Source organism: Haloferax sp. KTX1 (assembly GCF_902410085.1).
Classification (GTDB): Archaea; Halobacteriota; Halobacteria; order Halobacteriales; family Haloferacaceae; genus Haloferax; species Haloferax massiliensis.
In genome coordinates this window covers 225,970-246,412 of the sequence record NZ_CABPRH010000001.1, presented here as the reverse complement: position 1 = coordinate 246,412, position 20,443 = coordinate 225,970, and the positions used below count along the sequence as shown (strand labels likewise).

The 20,443-nt window shown below is 68.3% G+C and carries 26 protein-coding genes; 15 read left to right on the top strand and 11 right to left on the bottom strand.

Annotation, left to right across the window (positions count from 1 at the left end; genetic code table 11):
• The first annotated feature begins 99 nt into the window (after nt 1–99).
• The 3 genes from FY251_RS01275 to FY251_RS01265 are packed head-to-tail and all read left to right on the top strand — an operon-like array spanning nt 100 to nt 1,377.
• On the top strand, nt 100–285 hold the full coding sequence (locus tag FY251_RS01275) for a hypothetical protein (protein WP_148413113.1): 186 nt from the start codon (nt 100–102) through the stop codon (nt 283–285).
• A 48-nt stretch (nt 286–333) separates the two neighbouring features.
• On the top strand, nt 334–921 hold the full coding sequence (locus tag FY251_RS01270) for a hypothetical protein (protein ID WP_148413112.1): 588 nt from the start codon (nt 334–336) through the stop codon (nt 919–921).
• Nucleotides 922–948: 27 nt separating this feature from the next.
• Nucleotides 949–1,377, top strand: coding sequence for a hypothetical protein (locus FY251_RS01265; RefSeq protein ID WP_148413111.1), 429 nt, complete (start codon nt 949–951; stop codon nt 1,375–1,377).
• A gap of 26 nt (nt 1,378–1,403) precedes the next feature.
• Here FY251_RS01265 and rad50 read toward each other — a convergent pair whose 3' ends face one another.
• Genes rad50 through FY251_RS01245 form a run of 4 tightly spaced genes read right to left on the bottom strand, consistent with a single transcriptional unit; the run spans nt 1,404 to nt 6,146 of the window.
• Nucleotides 1,404–4,088, bottom strand: coding sequence for a DNA double-strand break repair ATPase Rad50 (gene rad50, locus FY251_RS01260; protein WP_148413110.1), 2,685 nt, complete (start codon nt 4,086–4,088; stop codon nt 1,404–1,406).
• The gene (gene mre11, locus FY251_RS01255) at nt 4,085–5,446 is read right to left on the bottom strand and encodes a DNA double-strand break repair protein Mre11 (RefSeq protein WP_148413109.1); all 1,362 of its coding nucleotides are present in this window, start codon (nt 5,444–5,446) and stop codon (nt 4,085–4,087) included. The genes rad50 and mre11 overlap by 4 nt, the downstream gene beginning before the upstream one ends.
• Nucleotides 5,443–5,850 (bottom strand): hypothetical protein, encoded by a 408-nt coding sequence (locus FY251_RS22370; RefSeq protein WP_187367313.1) that lies wholly within the window; start codon nt 5,848–5,850, stop codon nt 5,443–5,445. The genes mre11 and FY251_RS22370 overlap by 4 nt, the downstream gene beginning before the upstream one ends.
• A gap of 26 nt (nt 5,851–5,876) precedes the next feature.
• Entirely contained in the window at nt 5,877–6,146 is a 270-nt protein-coding gene (locus tag FY251_RS01245) for a helix-turn-helix domain-containing protein (RefSeq protein WP_004044086.1), read from the bottom strand.
• 171 nt (nt 6,147–6,317) lie between these two features.
• Between FY251_RS01245 and FY251_RS01240 the strand changes: the two genes are divergently transcribed.
• Entirely contained in the window at nt 6,318–7,535 is a 1,218-nt protein-coding gene (locus FY251_RS01240; protein WP_148413108.1) for a proteasome-activating nucleotidase, read from the top strand.
• Nucleotides 7,536–7,625: 90 nt separating this feature from the next.
• On the opposite strand, the gene FY251_RS23000 is transcribed toward FY251_RS01240, so the two are convergent.
• Nucleotides 7,626–7,760, bottom strand: a complete 135-nt coding sequence (locus tag FY251_RS23000; protein WP_004972580.1) for a hypothetical protein — start codon at nt 7,758–7,760, stop codon at nt 7,626–7,628.
• Between the two features lie 101 nt (nt 7,761–7,861).
• Here FY251_RS23000 and nth point away from each other — a divergent pair, with 101 nt between their 5' ends.
• A complete protein-coding gene (gene nth, locus FY251_RS01235) occupies nt 7,862–8,545 on the top strand; it encodes an endonuclease III (RefSeq protein WP_058565861.1) in 684 nt (227 codons plus the stop codon).
• Nucleotides 8,546–8,549: 4 nt separating this feature from the next.
• On the opposite strand, the gene FY251_RS01230 is transcribed toward nth, so the two are convergent.
• Entirely contained in the window at nt 8,550–9,032 is a 483-nt protein-coding gene (locus FY251_RS01230) for a hypothetical protein (RefSeq protein ID WP_148413107.1), read from the bottom strand.
• Nucleotides 9,033–9,254: 222 nt separating this feature from the next.
• Between FY251_RS01230 and FY251_RS01225 the strand changes: the two genes are divergently transcribed.
• From FY251_RS01225 to FY251_RS01190, 8 genes are all read left to right on the top strand, one after another.
• Entirely contained in the window at nt 9,255–10,085 is an 831-nt protein-coding gene (locus tag FY251_RS01225) for a DUF898 domain-containing protein (RefSeq protein WP_148413106.1), read from the top strand.
• 85 nt (nt 10,086–10,170) lie between these two features.
• Nucleotides 10,171–10,809 (top strand): halocyanin domain-containing protein, encoded by a 639-nt coding sequence (locus tag FY251_RS01220; protein WP_148413105.1) that lies wholly within the window; start codon nt 10,171–10,173, stop codon nt 10,807–10,809.
• A complete protein-coding gene (locus FY251_RS01215; RefSeq protein WP_148413104.1) occupies nt 10,809–11,198 on the top strand; it encodes a hypothetical protein in 390 nt (129 codons plus the stop codon). Before FY251_RS01220 ends, FY251_RS01215 begins: the two co-directional genes overlap by 1 nt.
• 3 nt (nt 11,199–11,201) lie before the next feature.
• Complete coding sequence (locus FY251_RS01210; protein WP_089778858.1) at nt 11,202–11,996, top strand: cytochrome bc complex cytochrome b subunit; 795 nt, start codon at nt 11,202–11,204, stop codon at nt 11,994–11,996.
• A 10-nt stretch (nt 11,997–12,006) separates the two neighbouring features.
• A complete protein-coding gene (locus FY251_RS01205) occupies nt 12,007–12,771 on the top strand; it encodes a cytochrome bc complex cytochrome b subunit (protein ID WP_148413103.1) in 765 nt (254 codons plus the stop codon).
• A gap of 39 nt (nt 12,772–12,810) precedes the next feature.
• Nucleotides 12,811–13,191, top strand: coding sequence for a hypothetical protein (locus FY251_RS01200; protein ID WP_148413102.1), 381 nt, complete (start codon nt 12,811–12,813; stop codon nt 13,189–13,191).
• Nucleotides 13,184–13,465: a hypothetical protein gene (locus FY251_RS01195; protein ID WP_148413101.1), complete on the top strand. Its 282-nt coding sequence runs from the start codon at nt 13,184–13,186 to the stop codon at nt 13,463–13,465. The genes FY251_RS01200 and FY251_RS01195 overlap by 8 nt, the downstream gene beginning before the upstream one ends.
• 139 nt (nt 13,466–13,604) lie before the next feature.
• Complete coding sequence (locus FY251_RS01190; RefSeq protein ID WP_089778864.1) at nt 13,605–14,048, top strand: hypothetical protein; 444 nt, start codon at nt 13,605–13,607, stop codon at nt 14,046–14,048.
• Between the two features lie 111 nt (nt 14,049–14,159).
• Here FY251_RS01190 and FY251_RS01185 read toward each other — a convergent pair whose 3' ends face one another.
• Together FY251_RS01185 and FY251_RS01180 are read right to left on the bottom strand one after the other, a co-directional pair.
• Nucleotides 14,160–14,885, bottom strand: coding sequence for an NAD(+)/NADH kinase (locus tag FY251_RS01185; RefSeq protein WP_148413100.1), 726 nt, complete (start codon nt 14,883–14,885; stop codon nt 14,160–14,162).
• 126 nt (nt 14,886–15,011) lie between these two features.
• The gene (locus FY251_RS01180) at nt 15,012–16,319 is read right to left on the bottom strand and encodes a M28 family peptidase (RefSeq protein WP_148413099.1); all 1,308 of its coding nucleotides are present in this window, start codon (nt 16,317–16,319) and stop codon (nt 15,012–15,014) included.
• 201 nt (nt 16,320–16,520) lie between these two features.
• Between FY251_RS01180 and FY251_RS01175 the strand changes: the two genes are divergently transcribed.
• Nucleotides 16,521–17,687 carry a thiolase domain-containing protein gene (locus FY251_RS01175; RefSeq protein ID WP_148413098.1) on the top strand — a complete coding sequence of 389 codons (1,167 nt, stop codon included), beginning with the start codon at nt 16,521–16,523 and terminating at the stop codon, nt 17,685–17,687.
• Nucleotides 17,684–18,064, top strand: a complete 381-nt coding sequence (locus FY251_RS01170) for a Zn-ribbon domain-containing OB-fold protein (protein WP_148413097.1) — start codon at nt 17,684–17,686, stop codon at nt 18,062–18,064. Before FY251_RS01175 ends, FY251_RS01170 begins: the two co-directional genes overlap by 4 nt.
• A gap of 17 nt (nt 18,065–18,081) precedes the next feature.
• Here FY251_RS01170 and FY251_RS22365 read toward each other — a convergent pair whose 3' ends face one another.
• The 3 genes from FY251_RS22365 to meaB form a co-directional block, all read right to left on the bottom strand.
• Nucleotides 18,082–18,225: a hypothetical protein gene (locus FY251_RS22365; RefSeq protein ID WP_187367312.1), complete on the bottom strand. Its 144-nt coding sequence runs from the start codon at nt 18,223–18,225 to the stop codon at nt 18,082–18,084.
• Between the two features lie 73 nt (nt 18,226–18,298).
• A complete protein-coding gene (locus FY251_RS01165) occupies nt 18,299–19,225 on the bottom strand; it encodes an alpha/beta fold hydrolase (protein ID WP_148413096.1) in 927 nt (308 codons plus the stop codon).
• Between the two features lie 94 nt (nt 19,226–19,319).
• Nucleotides 19,320–20,441: a methylmalonyl Co-A mutase-associated GTPase MeaB gene (gene meaB / locus FY251_RS01160; protein ID WP_148413095.1), complete on the bottom strand. Its 1,122-nt coding sequence runs from the start codon at nt 20,439–20,441 to the stop codon at nt 19,320–19,322.
• Nucleotides 20,442–20,443: the final 2 nt, after the last annotated feature.

The following is a 20,443-nucleotide window of genomic DNA, read 5'->3' as shown; positions in this document are numbered from 1 at the left end:
CGCTTCGGCGGCGCGGCTAAAAACCCCGGCGTTTCCGCGAACCGCACCGCGAATCACGGAAAGACATTTACCCATGTATGACATTCCTTGTCACACGATATGACCGACCACGCAACTCCGGAGCGGTGGGATGGCACGATCGACGGCGACGGACCGACTGGTCCGACGGGAGCCGAGACGGTCGAATCCTACGATATCGACGGTGGCGTGGTGTTCTACGACGCGGAGAACCCACTCGCGTGGGTCGAGGCCACGCGCTCGATGCGCCTCGACGACTGCGCCTGACCCGGCCGAAACGGACACTTTTTCTCGGCACGGCGTCTCGACGCGAGCGTGACGGACGACGAGCGACGCGAGGGGACGCCCTCCACCGACGCGACCGACGGTGACGACGACGCGGAGCGTCCGTCGGAGGACACGGCCTCGACGTTCGACCCGAAAAAACGGCGGGGCGACCGCAGGGCCCACTGGGCCGACCCGGAATCTCGCTGGGGCGATCCGGAACGGGACCTCCCGACGATACCCCGCGTCCGCATTCCCGGCGAAGACGCCAGTACTGGTGACGGCTTCGACGACGCACCGGAGTTCTCGGCCGACGTGAACCCCACCGTCGCACGCCTGTTCTGGGCGAGCGTCGTGCTCGCGAACGTGGGCCTCGCGGGGGTCACTATCGGCCCGATGCTCGTCTACTTCCGCGGCGAAACGCTCCTCGGCGGCGGCATCTTTCTGTTCGGCGCGGTCGCGCTCGTCCGCGTCTACTCCATCTACCGGGAGTTCAAGCGGGGGACGTGGAAGGACGACGAGAGCGACGGGGACGAAAGCGACGACCCGAACGACGACGGAACGAACGACGACGGACCCGCCGAGAGAGAAGACGAGGCGCGCGAACCCGCCGGAGACGCCGCCGAGCGCAACCGCTAACAGTCGTCGCGCCCTTCGGCGACACATATGCGAACCGTCCGCGGACCTGACGGCCGGACGTACCTCCTCGTCAAGCAGTCGAGCGACGCCAGTCGCGTCCGCGACCCGGAGACCGGCGAGGAGCGGCACCTGCCGAACGACGACCTCGAAGCCGTGAGCGGCGAGTCCCCGCTCGAAACCGCCGCGCGCGCGGTCCCCGAATCGGTCCGGCGAATCCTCGTCGCGGTCCCGACCGAGCGCGGTCTCGGCCTGCTCGTCGACCTCGTCGACCGCGGGCCGCTCCCCGTGGTCGACCTCCTCGGGGCCTACGACCTCTGCGAGAGCGACCTTCACGGCCTCCTGACCGAGTTCCGGGTCGCCGGTCTCGTCGCCGAGACCACTGTCTACGGGGAGCGGGGCTACGAGGCGACCGACGCCGCGAGAGAGGGTGTCGAACTGCTGCGGGCGAGCGAATAGGGGACGGACCGGCGGAATCGAACGCCTCAGTCGTCCCCGAGCGCGCTCGCCGAGAGCGTCGGCGCGTCGGTCCGCTCGACCGTCGAGCGGTTCGTCGTCGGGTTCTTCTCCACCCGGACGAGGTCGTCGGCCGCGCCGACCAGTTCGTCGTCGTGGCTGACGATGAGAATCTGCTTGACGCCCCGGTTCTGCATGTCCTCGACGAGGTCGACCAATCGGGAGACGTGGCCGTCGTCGAGGAAGACCGTCGGCTCGTCGAGGATGAGCGGCGGAAGCGGGGCCGCGCCGTCGATTCCCTCGGCGAGGAGCCGGTAGATTGCACAGCGGAGGCTGAGGTTGAACAGGGCGCGCTCGCCGCCCGAGAGCTGTTCGGGTTCGAGCGCGGTGCCGTCTTTCTGGAACACCGTCAGCCCGTACTCGCCGTCGAGTCGGATGCGCGAGTAGGCGTCGTTGGCGTAGACGAGGTCGAACGTCTCGTTGAGCATCCGTTCGAGCACCTCGACGTTGCGCTGGCGAAGCTCCGCCCGGAGGTCGCCGTAGGTCGATTCGAGCGTCGAGACCTCCTCGTGGACCGATTCGAGGGCGTCCACGCGCTCGGCGAGGTGGTCGCGGCGCTCCCGGAGGGCGTCCAACTGTTCGAGTTCGGCCTCGACGCCGCCGACGCGGCTCTGGAGTTCGTCGCGCTTGTCTCGCAGTTCGGGAAGCACTTCGTCCTCGACCCGTTCGAGGTACTCCGCGGCGTTCTCCTTGCGCTGTTTCGCCCCCTCGACGGCCTCCTCGTCGACCGTCTCGCGGAGTTCGTCGCGGCGCTCGCGGCGCTCTCTGAGGTGTTCGCGGCGCTCGCGGTTCACCTCGGCGAGCGTCTCGCGCTTCTCGCGGAGTCGGTCCCGCGCGTCGATTTTCTCGGCCCGCGCGTCGACCAGCGATTCGACGCGGTCGAGGCGGTCGCGCCGCTCATCGAGCGCGTCGAGATCTGATTCGAGCGAGTCGACCGTCTCTGCGACCTCCTCGGCCCGCTCGGCCTGCGTCGTCGCCGCCTCGCGTTTCTCCTCGGCTTCGGCTTCGAGTTCCGCGGCGGCCTCGCGCTTTTCGGCGGCGGCCTCGCGGCGGCTCTCGACGGTCTCCTCGCGGTCGGCGATGCGTTCTTCGACGAGGTCGAGTTTGTCGCGCTGGGAACTCGCGCGGGTCTCGACTTCGACCAGCGCCTCGGCCGCTTCGACGGCCGCCGAGCGCGACTCGACCGCCGATTCGAGCGATTCGCGGTCGCCCTCCAGCGACTCGACCGCGGCCTCGCGCTCGCTGATGGCGTCGACGTGTGGCGACCCCTCGACCGGCTGGCCGCACTCGGGGCACTTGCCCGCGTCGCGGAGGCGCTCGGCCTCGGCCAGGCGCTCGCGCGCGTTCTTCAGTTCGGTCTCCGTCTCCGCGAGCGACTCGCGGGCCTCGGACCGCGCCTCCCGTCGTTCTTCGAGGAGGTCCGCGGCCTCGCCGAGGTCGACGGGGGCGTCTTCGAACCGCGCTTCGGCGTCGTCGAGCGCCGACCGAAGCTCGGCGCGCGTCTCGCGGAACGATTCGAGTTCCCGCTCGGCCTCGGCGGCGGTCTCCGCGTCGGCCTCGGCGGCCTCGCGTTTCTCCGTGGCGCGCGATTCGAGGTCGTCGGCGCGCTCCGCGAGCCGTTCGGCCTGCGTCTCGAACGCCTGCGCCCGCGTCCGCGCATCCGAGAGGTCGTCGCGAAGCTCGGATTCGCGCTCCGAAAGCGCCTCTCGCGCGTCGGCTATCGCCCCGTCGCTCGCGTCGGCGAGGTCGGCCCGGTCGACGGCGTCGTCGATATCCGATTCGAGCTCGTCGGCGGCGGCGTCGAGGTCGCGGATTCGCTCCGAGAGGTCGTCGCGCTTCGTCTCGTCCGCGGAGATTTTCGCGGTCAGGTCCTCGATTGCCGACTCGATTTCGTCGAGTCGCTCCCGCTTTTCGGCGTGTTCGTCGAGCGTCGCCTCGGCGGCGTCGAGCGCCGACTTCGCCTTGTCGCGCTGGGCCTCGTAGTTCGAAATCTCCTCGTCGAGGGAGTCGAGGTCGGATTCGAGCGCGTTGAGCGTCGCGTGGAGGTCCGCGTCCTCCTTGGCCTCGATTTGCGACTCGACGTCTTCGAGGACGCTCCGCTTTTTCGTCAGCACGTCCTCGACCCCGAGCCGGGCGTTGCCGGCGCGCTCGCGGTACGTTTCGAGCTTCCCGAGCTGGAGGAGGTCGTCTATCATGTCCTGGCGCTGGCTCGGCGTCGCGTTGATGAGCTTGTTGACCTCGCCCTGCTGGACGTACGCGCAGTTCACGAACGCCTCGGCGTCCATCCGCAGGAGCGACGCGACGTGCCGTCGAACGTCGCGCGCGCCTTCGACGGTCCCACCGGGGCCGTCGAGGACGCACTTGGCGGTGGTCGCGCGGTCGCCGGAGACGCGAATCCGGCGGTCGATGCGGTACTCGCCGCCGTCGTGGACGAATTCGAGCGCGATTTCGGCGTCGTCCGCGCCCGTCGTCACCACGTCTTCGAGCGTCCCCGCGAGCGCCTTCGAGCCGTAGAGCGCGAAGAAACACGCTTCGAGGAGCGACGACTTGCCGCTGCCGTTGACGCCGTGGATGACCGTGACGCCGTCCCGAAGGTCGAGTTCGGCGTCCTCGTAGGGCTTGAAGTTCCGGATGGCGATGTGGGTGAACCTCACGCGAAATCACCCAGCGAGCTGTCGCGGTTCGCCGCCGGTTCCGCGGCGGCCTCCGAATCGGGTTCGGCGGTCGTTTCCGAATCGGTGTCGGTCGTCGCGTCGGCGTCAGCCAGCTCCGAGTCGGTGTCGGTCGTCGTCTCCGGCTCGGGTTCGGTCTCAGCCGCGTCTTCGGCGGCTTCAACGTCTTCAGCGACCGCCGTATCCGCCGAGTCCCCGCTCTCGCCTTCGCCCTCGCTCTCGGCGGCGACGAAGGCGTCGGGGTCCTCCGAGAGGAGCGATTCGACGCGCTCGCGCACCTCGTCGCGGACGTTCGAGTCGGCGACCGTGCTCGCGCGGACCGTCTCGTCCACGTCGAGGGCGGCGCTCGACAGCCCCATCTCGCGGACCCGCTCGCGCACCGCGTCGTCGGGGTCGGCGAACGTCACGTCCGCCGCCAGTTCGGCGTCGTCGTCGATGTCGCGTTTGTCGTTGACGCGGGCGACGAGCGCGCCCTCCTCGACGGCGAACGATTCGACCGCCGCGGGCGTGACGGCGTCGCCCTCGCCCCGCAGTTCGACGATGACGACCGCGTCTTCGACGTCGAACTCGCGGACGCGCTGACGGACGCGCTCGATGCCCTCGTCGCCGGCGAGGTCGACCTCGACGAACGCGAACGGGCGCGTTTCGAGGGTCCGCCGGCGGATGTCGACCGCGTCGGGCGTGAACTCGACGAGGTTGTACCCGCGGGGGTCGCGCTCGCTCGCACTCGCGCGCTCGGTGGACCCGCAGTAGGTCACCCACGTCCCGCCGAGGTCGGCGGTGTCGGGGACGTGGTTGTCGCCGAGGAGGACCGCGTCGAAGTCGACGTTCGACTCGTCGAGGACGGTTTCCGTCTCCCAGTCGGCGTGCGCGAACGGCGTGAAGAGGCCGTGGGCGACGAGCACCGCGCGGCCGGCGTCGGCGGGTTCGAACCGGTAGTCGAGTTCGTCTCGGCGGGAGCGCGGCACGTGGTCGAGGCCGTAGAACGCAACGTCGCCGACGACGTGGGGGTCGCGCCCGAGCCTCGTCGCCAGTCTGAGGCGCTCGAAGAGGTCGAGCCACTGCCCCCCGCGGGTCGACTCGTGGTTGCCGACGATAGCGAGGAAGGGAATCCCGGCGTCGTCGAGGCGGCGGAGCGCGGCGAGCGTCCCGAGGAGGTCGGGGAGCTCGGGGCGGCGGTCGTGGTAGAGGTCGCCCGCGTGGACGACGGCGTCGACGTCCCCGTCGAGCGCGTCTCCGACGACCCGCTCGAAGGCGTCGAGGAAGTCCTGTCGGCGCTCCGGCGAGTGGTACTGCTGATACCCGATGTGGGTGTCGCCGGTGTGTATCACCCGTGTCATCTATCACTCGGTTCGACACCGCCGCTGAAAACGGTTGTGCGACCGGAGCGGAAGTGGTCGGGGTCCCGCGGTCGTCCCTCGGCGGCACGGGGGTCCCGATTCGACTCGTCGGCCGCATCGGCGAGCGCGGCGCGCAGTCGGTCGAGGTCCGCGAGGAGCGCCCGCCCGGAACGCGCGCAGTCGTGGTGCCCGCGTCGGGCGGCCTCGCCGACCGCTCGGCGGAGCGTCAGTTCGCCGCCGCCGGAGAGAAAGCGGGCGGCGGAAGAAAGCGATTGGAAGGCACCACGCGCGTCGGCGACGACCTCGGCGGGCGGGCGGGCGGCGGGCCGGTCGTCGATATCGGCGTCGGCGTCGGCGAGCGCGGAGAGCGCGCGGCCGACGTCGTCGGGAGCGGGCGAAGACATGCGACGACGTGGCCGCGCGTTCGGACTTAAATGTTGAGCGTGTAGAGTCGCTTGCGCGCGTCGGAGAAGGAAAACCGGGAGTCGACCGCGCCCTCGTCTTCCAGCCGCGAGAGCGCGTATCGGACGGTGCGCGGTGGCAGAAGCGATTCCTCGGCGATCTGACTCTGGGTGAGCGTGTCCTCGTAGTCGAGAATCTTCGCCACCAACTTCGCGCTCGGGGGCATGTCCCGAACCGACGCCCAGCGGTCGTCTGCGTCGGGTTCGGACTCGCGTTCGACTGCTTCCGTAGTGCTCATCGTACGAGACACCAAGAGATGCTATTAGATAATATTTGCTATCCAGATTTATTACTGATAGAAATTTATGTGACGTGTGTCAGACTCGTCATCCGGGCGGGAGACGCGCCCTAGGCGGCGAATCCCTCACACACCCGAAGCCTCTTATGAACCTGCACCCTATGCCGGATGATGACCGATACTGTGGACGACGTCGACCTCCCCTACGACAAGGACTCGGCGTCGCAGCAGGAGAAGATCACCGCCCTTCAAGAGCGGCTCGAAGTTCTCGAAACGCAGAACGAGGAGATGCGCGACAAGCTCCTCGACACGAACGCCGAGAACAACAAGTATCAACAGAAGCTTGAGCGGCTTACCCACGAGAACAAGAAGCTCAAGCAGTCGCCGCTCTTCGTTGCGACGGTTCAGGAAATCACCGACGAGGGGGTCATCATCAAGCAGCACGGTAACAACCAAGAGGCCCTCACCGAAGTGACAGACGAGATGCGCGAGGAGCTCGAACCCGACGCGCGCGTCGCCGTGAACAACTCTCTCTCCATCGTCAAGCGGCTCGACAAGGAGACGGACGTCCGGGCGCGCGTGATGCAGGTCGAACACAGCCCCGACGTGACCTACGAGGACATCGGCGGACTCGAAGAGCAGATGCAGGAGGTCCGCGAGACGGTCGAGATGCCGCTCGACCGCCCCGAGATGTTCGAGAAGGTGGGCATCGACCCGCCGTCCGGCGTGCTCCTGTACGGCCCGCCGGGCACCGGGAAGACGATGCTCGCCAAGGCCGTCGCCAACCAGACGAACGCCTCGTTCATCAAGATGGCCGGCTCCGAGTTGGTGCACAAGTTCATCGGCGAGGGCGCGAAGCTCGTCCGCGACCTGTTCGAGGTCGCCCGCGAGAACGAGCCCGCCGTCATCTTCATCGACGAGATCGACGCCATCGCCTCGAAGCGCACGGACTCGAAGACCTCCGGCGACGCCGAGGTCCAGCGCACGATGATGCAACTGCTCGCCGAGATGGACGGCTTCGACGAGCGCGGCAACATCCGCATCATCGCGGCGACCAACCGCTTCGACATGCTCGACCCCGCGATTCTCCGGCCCGGTCGGTTCGACCGCCTCATCGAGGTGCCCAAGCCGAACGAGGACGGCCGCGAGATCATCTTCCAGATCCACACCCGGAAGATGAACGTCTCCGACGACGTGGACTTCGTCGAACTCGCCGAGATGGCCGACAACGCCTCCGGTGCCGACATCAAGGCCGTCTGTACGGAGGCGGGGATGTTCGCCATCCGCGACGACCGCACGGAGATATTCATGCAGGACTTCCTCGACGCCTGGGAGAAGATTCAGCAGGAATCCTCGGACGAGGCGGAAGTCTCGCGCGCGTTCGCGTAACCGACGCGCGAGCCACGTTTTCGTTCCGCCCGAGTTCGCGTTTCGACTCCGTTCGAATTCACTTTTCGCGCGACGCCGACCGCGGAGTGGCTACGCGGCGAACGCGAAGTACGGCAGGACGAAAAGCGCGAGGAACATCGCGGCGAGGATGAGACCGTACCCGCCGAGCGTCGCGGCCGCGGTCAGCCACGATTCGCGTCGGCCGGGGAGTTCGAGCGCGGACATACCCGGTCGGTCGCGGTCGTGAATCATAAATCGTCGGTATTTCGGCTCCGGCGATCGGCCCAACCCGAACGACTGAAACCGACCGGGTCGAACCCACGGGCATGGGCACGCCACTCGAAAGCCGCGAGGCGCAGGCCGAGGAGGTCCTCGACCGACTGTACGAGGAGTACCCCGACACCACCATCTCGCTTTCCTACTCGAACCGCCTCGAACTGCTCATCGCCGTCATGCTCTCGGCGCAGTGTACCGACGAGCGCGTCAACAAGGTCACCGCGGAGCTGTTCGAGAAGTACGACGACGCCGCGGACTACGCCGCCGCCGACCAAGAAGAGCTGGCCGACGACATCAGCTCCATCACCTACTACAACAACAAGGCGAAGTACATCCGCTCCGCGTGCGCGGACATCATCGAAAAGCACGACGGCGAGGTTCCGGACACCATGTCCGCGCTGACCGACCTCGCCGGCGTCGGCCGGAAGACCGCGAACGTCGTCCTCCAGCACGGCCACGACATCGTCGAGGGCATCGTCGTCGACACTCACGTCCAGCGGCTCTCGCGCCGCCTCGGCCTCACGGAAGAAGAGTACCCCGAACGAATCGAGGAGGACCTGATGCCGGTCGTCCCCGAGCGCGACTGGCAGCAGTTCACCCACCTGTTCATCAGCCACGGCCGGGCCGTCTGCGACGCGCGCAACCCCGACTGCGACGCGTGCGTGCTCGAAGACGTCTGTCCCTCCTCGAAGCGCGACCACGACGTCGACCTCGCCAGCGGCGAGGCGTGGTGAGCGCTCAGCCCAACACGTAGCCGCTCAGGTAGCGATAGATGCCGAGCAGCCACGCGAGAATCCAGAAGACGACGTAGCCGAAGACGCCGACCCGCAGGCGGCCGCGCCACGCGCCCATGTTCTCGTGGAGGTCGTCGAGCGACACGTCCGGGTCCGGGTCGCGGTAGAGGTCGGCCTCCCACTTGGCCTGGAAGATGCGGACGATGCCCGTGAGCGCGAAGACGAGCATCGCGTACGCCTGCAGGCCGAGAATCGCGTGGAGGGCGCTGAGCCCGTTGAGCTGCTGAAAGAGCCGCGGGAGCATCCACGTGACGACCGGGACCGTGTTCAACACGAGCCCGGGGAAGATTATCTTGAGGTGGTAGACGAGCACGTCCCACGACACCGTCTCGGCGTCGATCATTATCCACGCGCCGTAGAGGTAAAACGGAAAGCTGGCCGTGACGGTGATCGCGGCGAGCGTGGCGAGGGTCGTCTCGTCTGCCATCGCACGGCGTTGGGACCCGGTCGGCCTAAAGGGACCGATGCGCGGCGCTCCGTTCGAGCGCTGGACCACTCGGCGGACTCCGAGCGCCGGGGTCGACGCCCCGGGTTCGAGCGCCGGACCAACTGGACGCCACGTTTCGGAGCGTCGCACGGCGAGCCACACGCGACGAGGCGCGGTTCGGGGTCGGAACACGTTTACCGGCGTGGACCCTACTCCGGGGCGATGTCAGACTCGTCTTCCGCCCCGGCCGACGACGACACGTCGCCGGACGCGGACGCCGACGCCGCGATGTCCGACGCGGAGCTCGCGGCCCTCCGCGAGGAGGTCGAAGCCAAGTACGACTTCGAGAACTTCGGCCCGGCCGACATGGCGAAGATGACCCCCGAGGAGTGGGACGCCGCGTTCGACCCCGACTCGTGGGTCGTCGGCGAGGAGCTACTCGACCGCGTCGAACAGGAGCTCCGCTACCGCGTCGCGATTCGCGAGGTGTTCGCCGTCCTCGAACGCGTGACCGAAGACGGCGAGCCCCGGATTCTCGCGTACTCCGACGAGGGCTACGCCGTCGTCTACCCCGACGGGAGCGTCGAGGGCGAAGGCACCGTGCTCCGCGACGTGAAACCGACCGTCGCGCTCTGCTCGATGGAGGACTTCGAGGTGAACAACGCGCCCGAGACTGTCAGGCTCCCCGAACCCGACGAGGTCGCACAGGGAACCGGCGACTTCGGGAATCGGATGCTCCAAATCGTCGCGTTCGGCCAGTTGCTCGGCGGCTTCGCGCTCATCGGCGCGTGGCTCGTCCTCCCCGACCTCGATTCGATTATCGCGCCGCTCGCCGGGCTGGGCTTCCTCGTCATCGGCATCTTCCTCTTCGTCGTCGTCGCGAACGCCCGCTTGTCCGACCGCTTCCGCGCCGAGGAGTACCGCGACCGTCTCCGCGTCATGGGGCTCGAAGGCGACTCGCGGCCCGAGTTCGTGCCCGCGTTCGACGGGGACGAAACCGCCGCGCCGTTAATCGAGCCCCCCGAGCGAGACGCCCACAGTTCTGAGGGCTGAGGCTGACGCGAACCCGCCTCGCAAACACCCTCCGTGACGGCATAGTCGGTGGGTTTAAGCGCATCCCATCCTGACGAACGACCGTATGAAAAGGCGGGAGTTTCTCCGAACGGCTGGCGGTGCGACAGCCGCCGCGACCGCTGCCGCCGGGACCGCTGCTGCGCAGGAAGGCGGCGGTGGAGCGCAGGTTCAACCCGACTTCGGTGGCCACCTCGACGGCGTCGACGGAGGCTACGAAGACCTCCGCGGCCAAAGCGAGGTCACAATCGAAGTCGGCGCGTCCGGCAACGGCGGGAACCTTGCGTTCGCACCGGCTGGCATCTGGATCGACACCGGTACGACCGTGACGTGGGAGTGGACCGGCGAAGGCGGCGGCCACAACGTCGTCGCGAGCGAGGGCGCGTCGCTCGACTCCGGCGCGGCCGTCTCCGAGGCCGGAAGCACCTACGAGTTCACCTTCGAGAACGGTGGTATCACGAAGTACCACTGCGTGCCTCACGAGGCGCTCGGCATGCTCGGGGCAGTCGCCGTCGGCGGCGACGTGGCGACGGTGAGCACCGGCGGTGGCGGCGAGAAGGAACTGGACGAACTCGGCGTCCCGATTCAGGCACACTGGGTCGGGTCGGCGACGATTCTGGGCATCCTCGTCACCGTCATCTACACGTTCTTCATCTTGAAGTACGGCGAGTCCCCAAATACGGGTAACACTGGAGGTGGCGAATAATGTCCTCGACCGGCAGTACGTACGGCGACATTCACCGATACGAACCGGCGCGAGAGAGCACCGCCGCGGCCATCGCAATCGTCCTCCTGACGATTATCGAGGTCGTGTTCGTGTTCCTCTTCACGTACGGCTTCGTCTCAGGCTGGGGACTGAGGGACACGGGGAACATGTTCCTCGGCGGCATCCTCGCCGTCGTCTTCGTGGACCTCGCGTTCATCCTCGCGCTGTACCGCAAGGAGTTCCTCCCCGACGTGATGATCGTCAAAAAGCGGCGTCGCAAGTGGGAAGACCTCTACGTCCGCGAGGAGGACGCCGACGGTGTCACCCTCAGCAGCGACGACGCGTGGGAACAGGTCAAGCGCGCGGTGTACCCCTACTACAAGCGATAAACAATGAGTCTCGAACGCAAAGACGACTACGACCACAAGGCCTGGATGAAAAAGAAGGACCTCACCCCGGTCGAGGCCACCTTCCTCACCACGCTCATCTGGCTGGATAAGCGACTCCGCATCGTCGATTATCTGGAACTTCTGGAGACGCTCTACTACCGAGTCAACCTCCAGATGCCGAAGAGCCACACCGAGCAGTACAACCTCGACAACAAGTTCTGGTACTGGTATCCGCTGTACACGCTCGGGTTGTTCTCGACGCTCGCGTACGTCGTCGCGGCGATTAGCGGGGCCCTTCTCGGGTTCTACTACTCGCCCGCGACGACCGGCGACCCGACCACGGCCTACAACAGTATCGAGTTCATCATGCGCGACCTGCAGTTCGGCTTCATGCTCCGCTCCGTCCACCGCTGGTCGGCGCAGGTCATGGTCGCGGCCGTGTTCCTACACATGCTCCGTGTCTACTTCACGGGGTCGTACAAGGAACCCCGCGAGCTGAACTGGCTCCTCGGCATCGTCCTGATCAGCCTGACGATGGTGTTCGGGTACACCGGATACCTCCTGCCGTGGGACCAGCTCGCGTTCTGGGCCGGTCAGATCGGCGTCGAGATGGCGCTGTCGGTTCCGCTCGCCGGCGAGTGGGTCGCACAGCTCCTGTTCGGCGGCTTCTCGCTGGGCCAGTCGACGCTACAGCGCATGTACATCATTCACGTGTTCCTGCTCCCGTTCGTCGTGACGACGCTCATCGCGATTCACATCGGTATCGTGTGGGTGCAGGGCATCGCGGAGCCGCACTGAGGTGACAACTATGAGCGACAACGAACCCGAAAACGAGGAGATTCGATCCGACGGCGCGGGCATCGTGGCCCCGGACGACGAGACGCCGACGTGGAGCGAGCGCAAGGCTCGCAAGACCGGCCTCTCTCGGCTTACCTACGAGTACTTCGAGCGCGCACGCCGCGAAGACCAGGACCTCCGCACGGAGTCCGACTACGTCGAACGCGACGTGCTCGCGTTCCCCACGTGGCCCCACGAGACCGTCCGCAACCTCTCTATCGCGTCGTTCTTCGTCGGGATGATCCTGTTCCTCTCGGCGACGATGCCGCCGCACATCGGGGCCCCGGCGAACCCGTCGACCACGCCGGCGGTCATCCTGCCCGACTGGTATCTCTACTGGTCGTTCGGCCTGCTCAAACTCGGCCCCCTCAACCCCGAGATCGCCATTCTGGGCGATCAGATGCTGATGGCCGACCGCACGTACGGCGTGCTGGCGAACGTCGTCGTCGTGGGCTTCATCGCCATCGTGCCCTTCCTGAACAAGGGCTCGGCCCGACGCCCCGTCGAGCAGCCGTTCTGGTCGGCGGTCGGCGTCTTCGGCGTGGTGTTCGCGCTGACCATCTCGCTTCTGGCCATCAAGAACCTCATGCCCATGAACGTCGACCTGCTGTTCGACCTGACGTTCCTGCTCCCGTTCGTCTTCGGGACCATCACCTACGCGGTGCTGAAGACGATGCGCGAGGGGTACATGTACAACCTCAACCGCCGCTACTACCGGCTTCGTCCGCCGAAATAGAGCGGAACCACTACCACCTGTCCCCTCTTAGCGCCACCAATGACAGACAGCGACGCGACCGACCGACTCCGCGAGAGCGACGAGACGCGGCGCGGCCGCCGCGACATCGTCGTTCCCATGCGGCTCTACAAGACGATCACCGTCTTTTCGACGCTCATCGCCGTCGTCAGCGTGGTCCTCGGATTCGTCTTCCTCGACGCCGCGACGCTCCAAGTGAGCGCCCTCCGCGCGGTCGTCGCCGCCGCGCTCGGCGCGCTCGGCATCGGCGTCGCCGACGGCCTCCTCAGCACGGCGCTCGCGGTCGTCGGGCTGAGCGTCATCGCGTTCGGCGCGGTCGTCTACACGCTCGGGACCCGATTCCGCGCCCGAGGAATGGGAAAGTCTCAAGAGGACTCCGGCGAAGACTCGAACAATGGCTGACGAATTCATCAAGGGACTGGGTATCCTGACCGGGTCCGGACTCGCGTGGCTGGTGCTCGCGTCGTGGTACCGGACGAGCAGTTTCGAGAGCAGCAAACAGCTCATCGAGCCGCTGTCGTCCGGCGCGACCGAGGGACTGTTCAACGTCATCGGCGTCACGCTGATGGACGTGTTCCTCTGGTTCGCGCTCCTCGGCGCGCTCACCTTCTGGGTGCTCATCCCCGCGGGCCACCAGATCATGTCCGCGCTCGAAGAGCGCCGCAACGCGCAGTAAGCCGGCCGAGGCGCGGTCAGTTCTCCTCTCATCTCGATTCGAGTCGCGGAAGAACCCCCTCACGATAGCGGTCGCGCTTCGGTCGACCTACCGCGTCGGATTGGAAAAACTCTAATGAGTCTCGCCCCGACGGTCCTGTATGCACCCACTACAGTTCCTCGTCCCGCTCGATCAGTTGACGGCGGTCGAACCGATCGTCCCGCACCTGGCGCTCGCGCTCGTGCTCGCTAACTTCGCGACGCGCTTTCTCGCCCATCGGTCGCACGTCCGGCAGGCCGAGGAGGGTGGCGAGGAGGCCGTCTCTCGGTACCTCCCGCACTCGATTACGTCGGGCGCGGTCGTGTTGGCCTCGTTCCTCTATCTGCTCGTCGAACCGCACGGCGGCATGGTGCTGACCGTGCTGGTCGTCGGGATGTTCGTCACCGACTTCTTCGAGTTCGAAGCGCGCAAAGTCGAGGCTCGGACGGACAAGCCGCTCGAACGCCCGAACGGGTCGCTCGTCGCCGCGACGCTCGTGCTGTTGTACGCCGCGTTCCAGAGCCTGTTTTTCGTCGTCTCGGACTACTGGAATCTCATCGTCTAAGCACGCGACGCAGTCTTCTCCGCGTCGCCGCGCTCGCATCGCTCACGAGGAACACGTATTTTCGCCGCGTCGAGCGTCGCCGCTCGGCGACGGCGTCGAACCGCCCCGCGCTCACTCGACGAGAATCGGGACGCTCCCGTCGCGGTCGATGACCACCGACTCGAACGGGCGTATCTCCCGGACGACCTCGTCGTCGGCGACGAGCGAGACGGGCGCGTCGTCGCGTTCGACCGACAGTCTAACCGGGGGTTGGAGGACCCACGAGTTCGTCTGGGTCGCGTAGGGCGAGACGGGAACGACGGCCAGCCCGGCGGCGGGGCCGACGACCGCACCGCCCGCGGCGCGCGCGTAGCCGGAGCTCCCGAGCGGGGTGGCGACGACGACGCCGTCGGCGCGGAACTCGTCGACCGGCGTCCAGCGCGCCGCCGCGCGCGACTCGTCGGTCGGGTCCGTCGAGAAGGGGACCGCCGTCTCCGCGTGGGCGACGCCGTACTCGGAGATGTGCGCCGGCTCGCTCGTGACGAGCATCGCGTCGAAGAGCGCGCGCGCCGACGAGCCCTCGCCGACCGAGAGCGTCGGGTGGTCGACGACGCGGCCGCCGCCGGCGACGAACGCGGACAGCCGCGACTCCAGTTCGTGCCGCTTTGGCGACCACGGCGCGGCGCAGTCGACGGGGACGACCGGACACGACCACTCGGCACCGAGCGCGACCGCCGAGAGCGCCGACTCGCCGACCGCGACGACGGCGTCCGCGTCGGCGGGCTCCGGCTCGACCGACGCACCGGCCGCTCTGACGGCGGTGGCGACCGAGTCGTCACCGACGATACCGAATCTCATCGTCGTCCACCCGCGGCGAGCCCCCGTAGCATCGTCCCGTGCTACGCCGCCGCGAATAAAAGCCCTCGTGGTTCGGTCCGGCGGTGGGAAAGAGAGATTCCGCGGACCGTCCGCGTCGCCGACGCCTCAGAACGGCCAGTCGCCGGTGACTTTCATGCCTTCCGCTTGGTCTTCGGCTTCGAGCGCCGCCGCGATGTCCGCGGGGTCGGCGTGGGGTATCTCGCGGTCGGCGTCGGCGAGCTCGACGGTCAGTTCCGTGAGGAGAATCGCCTGCTCGCGGAGCGTCCGCGACTCCAGTTTCTCGATGGTGTCGGCGTGGGTGTGGCCCCAGCCGCGGCCGCGGCCCTCCTTTTCGCTGCCGACCATGTACGCCGGGACGCCGCGGGCGACGAACGGCCAGTGGTCGCTGTGGGGGAGCTGTTCGGGGAGCGTCGAGACGTCGTGGTCGAACCGCTCGGCGACGGCGTCGGCGGCGGCTTCGAGCTCGTCGAAGCCGTGGGTGGTGAGCTTGAGCGTCCGCCCGGCGACGACGCCGTCGTTGTTGACGATGGCCTTCACGTCGCTCCGAGCGTCGCCGAGGCGGTCGGCCTCGTACCCGGAGCCGACGAGGCCGACTTCCTCCGCGCCGAAGCAGACGAAGCGGACGCGCGTGTCGAGTTCGTCCTCGCGGGCGGCGAGCGCGCGGGCGACTTCGACCACCATCGCGGTGCCCGCGCCGTTGTCCATCGCGCCCTCGGCGATGTCGTGAGCGTCGAGGTGGCTCGTGACGAGCACCTCATCGTCGGTGTCGGGGCCGAGTTCGGCGTGGACGTTCCCGCTTTCGGCCGCGGGCGTCTCGCAGGTCACGTCGACGGTCACCTCGTCGCCGTCGAACCGACGGCGGAGGCGCGCGCCGACCTCCTTGCTCACGCCGACGGCGGGGATGTCGCCGATGGGGGCCTCTGCGGTGCCGACGCTCCCCGTGGGCGGGAGTTGGCCGGGGACGTGGTTGGCGAAGACGAACGCGGCCGCGCCGGCCTCGACGGCGTAGTAGTACTTCTCGCGGCGGTGGATGAAGCGGTCGTAGTGGTCGGGGACCGTCGTGGAGACGACGACGACCTTCCCCGAGAGGTCGCGGTCGAAGTCCTCGGGCAGGCCGTAGCCGAGGTCGACCAGTTCGCCGCTCGCGGTGCCGGCGGGACTGCGCGGGAGCGCGATGCAGTCCTGCGTGGTGTCGGCGGCGTAGACGGCGCTGTCGCCGCGCTCCCAGCCCTGAATCTCGAAGGGGTTGATGCGGACGTTCCGCGCGCCGACGCGGTCGAGGGCGTCTCGGGTCGCCTCCATCGCCTCTCGCTCGCCGGGCGAGCCGGTCATCCGGTTGCCGATGTCGACGAGTCGCTCCAGGTGGTTCCAGCCGACCTCGCTGGTGAACGTGTCGCCTATCCAGTCACTCATAGTGGACCGTCTCGCGGGGCCGTGGTAACCGTTGCGATGGGTCGAAAACGAGCGTCAGTCGAGGGCGAAAACCGACCGACGTCGATGGGGACCGCGGCCCGCCGGGTCGCGGCCGCGAGCGCGGGAATGAGAGGGACGAGGCGCGGGGCGGACCGCGGGCGAGCGGCAGGTTCAAGGACCATCTATCACGTACGTTCATTCATGACCGACGTGCGAATCGCCGGGGTCGGACTGACGAAGTTCGGCAGTCACCCCGAGCGAACCGGCCGCGACCTGTTCGCGGAGGCCGCCCTCGCCGCCCGCGAGGACGCCGGCGTCTCCCGCGACGACTACGAGGAACTCTTCTACGGCAACTTCATGGGCGAACTCGCCGAGAAGCAGGGCCATCAGGGGCCGGTCATGGCCGAGGCCGCCGGCCTCGACTGCCCCGCGACCCGCTACGAGCAGGCCTGCGCCTCCGCGGGCGTCGCCTTCCGGCAGGCCGTCGCGACGATTCGGAGCGGCGCGGCCGACGTGGTCCTCGCCGGCGGCATGGAGCGCATGAACAACCTCGGCACCGCCGAGGTGACCCAGTCGCTCGCCATCGCCGCGGACGAGCTGTTCGAGGTCCGCGCGGGGGTCACGTTCCCCGGCGCGTACGCGCTCATGGCCCGCGCGTACTTCGACGCCTTCGGCGGCGACAGCGAGGACCTCGCGCATATCGCGGTGAAGAACCACGCCAACGCGATGCAGAACGACTACGCGCAGTTCCACCGCGAAATCACGGTCGACGACGCGCTCGAAAGCCCGGTCGTCGCCGACCCGCTTTCCCTCTACGACGCCTGTCCCATCACCGACGGCGCGAGCGCGGTCGTCCTCGTCAGCGACGACTACGCCGAGCGCCACGGCCTCGACGCGCCCGTCACCGTCACCGGGTCGGGACAGGGCGGCGACAAGGCCGCACTTCAGGACAGACCCCACCTCGCGCGGACGCCCGCCGCGACGAACGCCGCCGACGCCGCCTACGCCGACGCCGGCATCGGCCCCGAGGACGTTGACGTGGCCGAGGTCCACGACTGTTTCACCATCGCCGAGGTGCTCGCGCTCGAATCGCTCGGCCTCTACGACCGCGGCGAGGGCGTCGGCGCGGCCGCCCGCGGCGAGACGACCCGCGACGGCGACCTCCCGGTGAACCTCTCGGGCGGCCTCAAGGCGAAGGGCCACCCGGTCGGCGCGACGGGAACCGCCCAAATCGTCGAGATGACGAAGCTCCTGCGCGGCGACCACGGCAACAGCGACGCCGTCCCCGACGCTCGGGTCGGCGTCACCCACAACGCGGGCGGGACCGTCGCCAGCGCGGTCGTCCACGTCCTGGAGGTGGACCGATGACCGACACCGGCTACGACGAGTGGCTGGCCGCAGTCGCGGACGGCGAGGGCTACTACCTCGCGTGTCCCGACGGTCACGGGTCGCTCCCGCCGCGGCGCTCCTGCCCGCACTGCGGCGCAGCCGAGTTGACCGAGGAACCGCTCCCCGGGACGGGCGAGATACTCACCTTCACCGAGGTGCACGTCCCCGCGCCGGAGTTCGCCGACGAAGCGCCCTACGTGACGGCCATCGCGTCGTTCGGCCCGGTCAAACTCACGGGCGTCGTCCGCGACCTGCCCGCCGACGAGGTCGACCTCGGCAGGGCCGTCTCGGTCGGCACGGGCACGAACGCGACCACCGGCGAGCAGTTGCTCGTGTTCCGACCCGCGAGCGAGTAGCGCCGCACCGCTGCACGTTATTTCTCGCGCGCCTCGACGGCCTCCAGCGGCGAGCGCCAGCCGAAGACGTACGAGCCGAGGAGCCACGCCCAGAAGCCGGCCGCGAGGAGCGCGACGGCTCCGTACAGGAACAGCGAGAACAGCGACAGGGAGTCGAGCATCGGTTCAGTTCGGGTGGTTGGTTCGGGTTGGGGTCGGTTCGGCTCGTGGCCGCGGCCGCGGCTTCGGTCCCGCTCAGTCGAGGGCGTTGCGGACGGTGTCGACGAAGGCGTTCGGGAACTCGACGTGCGGGAGCAACATCGCGTCGTCGAAGACGACGAGCCTGCAGTCCGCGGCGTCCGCGAGGTCCCGACCCCGCTTCAGCGGCGTGATGTCGCTCTCGCGGCCCCAGACGAGCGTCGTCGGCGCGTCGAGGGACGACAGCGCCTCCGCGAGGTCGATGTCGGTGTTGAGGTAGCCGGAGATGAACGACGCCGGCGCGAAGCGCGCGCCCTCCTGGTGGGCGGTGCGCCACTCGTACTCCTGCCACTCCTCGCCCGCCTTCTCGGGGTCGTAGTAGCCGTGGTCGGCGTTGAAGTAGCGAATCGACGGCCGGGAGGCGACGACGTTGAAAAGCGCCTCGCCGACGACCGGGGCGCGGACGAGTTCGCGGAGCCACTCCTTGGGGTCGGGGCCGCCGCGCGACGTGGGACAGACGAGGACGAACCGCGAGACCGACACGTCGTCCCGGTCCGCGGCGGCGACGGCGTAGGCCGCGGTGAGCGACGAGGCGAGGACCGCGGGGTCGTCGTACTCGGCGAGGAAGTCGCCGACGAAGTCCTCGTAGAGCGCGGGCGAGTAGTACAGCGCCGGGCGGTCCGACAGGCCGAAGCCGGGGAGGTCCGGCGCGACGACGTGGTACTCCTCTGCGAGGTCGGAAAACACCTCGCGGAACTCGCCGGCCGACCCCGCGGCGTTGATACCGTGGAGGAGGACGAGCGTCGGGTCGTCCTCGTCTCCGGCTTCGACGTACGACACGTCCATGCCGCGCCAGCGGTACGTCCCGTGAGTCCCGGACAGCGGCGGTTCGAGGGGGCCAACGCGCTTCGAGAGGGCCGCGTTGGTCGCGGCGGTGAGACCGACGCCCGCGGCGGCCAGTCCGATGGCTCGTCGGAGTTTCATGTCACGTAGATGGCGCGCGGTGGCCTTAATTCGCCCGCCCGTGGCGGGGTTGCGGGCGAGGGGGCGTCCCGTCCGCGTCCGGGTCGCCTCAACGTCAGTCGTCCCGGTCGTCCAGACACTCCCGGAGCGGTTCGAGCACGTCTTCGGCGACCGCATACGGGTCGGTCTCCTTTTCGACGACGGCCTCGGCGAACTCCTCGACGCCGCCGCGACGGTCGAGTTCGGCTTCGAGGAGCCGGTTCACGTCGCTTCGGAGGAGCTGTCGAATCTCCTCGCCGGCGCGCTTGCGGGCCTTCTCCGCCAACTCGCCGGAGGCGTCGAGGTAGTCGCGGTGGTCGTCCAGCGTCTCGACCAACTCGTCGATTCCCTCGCCGGTCGTGGCGACGGTTTCGAGGACCCGCGGCGTCCAGACGAGCGGTTCGTCGTCGGTGGCGTCGGGGGCGTCAGCGCCGCCTTCCGACTCGGAGCCGCCCGTGTCGGCGTGCCCGCCGTGGTCGCCCCCGTGCCCGGCGTCGTCGAACGCCTCGGCCCCGTGGTGGCCCGTATCGAGGTTCGCCCGCGGGTCGTCGCGGAGGTGAATCATCTCCTGTAGCTCGGCGACGGTGCGCGACGCGCCCTCCATGTCGGCCTTGTTGACGACGAACAGGTCGCCGATTTCGAGGATGCCCGCCTTGAGCATCTGCACGTCGTCGCCGCTGCCGGGTTGGACGAGGACGACGACCGTGTCCGCGGTCTTCACCACGTCCACCTCGTTTTGCCCCGCGCCGACCGTCTCGATGATGATGCGGTCTTTCCCGAAGGCGTCGAGCGCCTTCACGGCGTCCGCGGTGGCGGTCGAGAGGCCGCCGAGCTGGCCGCGGGCGCTCATCGACCGGAAGAACACGTCCATGTCGCCGACGTTCGAGGCCATGCGGATGCGGTCGCCGAGGACGGCCCCGCCGGTGTACGGCGAGGAGGGGTCGACCGCGATGACGCCGACCGTCTCGCCCTGGTCGCGGTAGTGCTTCGCAAGCTTGTCCACGAGCGTGGACTTGCCCGCACCCGGACTGCCCGTGATGCCGACGACGGACGCGCCGCCCGTGTGCGCGTGGAGCTCCGAGACGATGTCCCGATAGCCGGGCGACTGCGACTCGATTTTCGTGATGGCCCGCGCGAGCGCCCGGTGCTCGCCGTCGAGGAGGCGCTCGACGAGGTCGGATTCGACCGCCCGGCTCATCG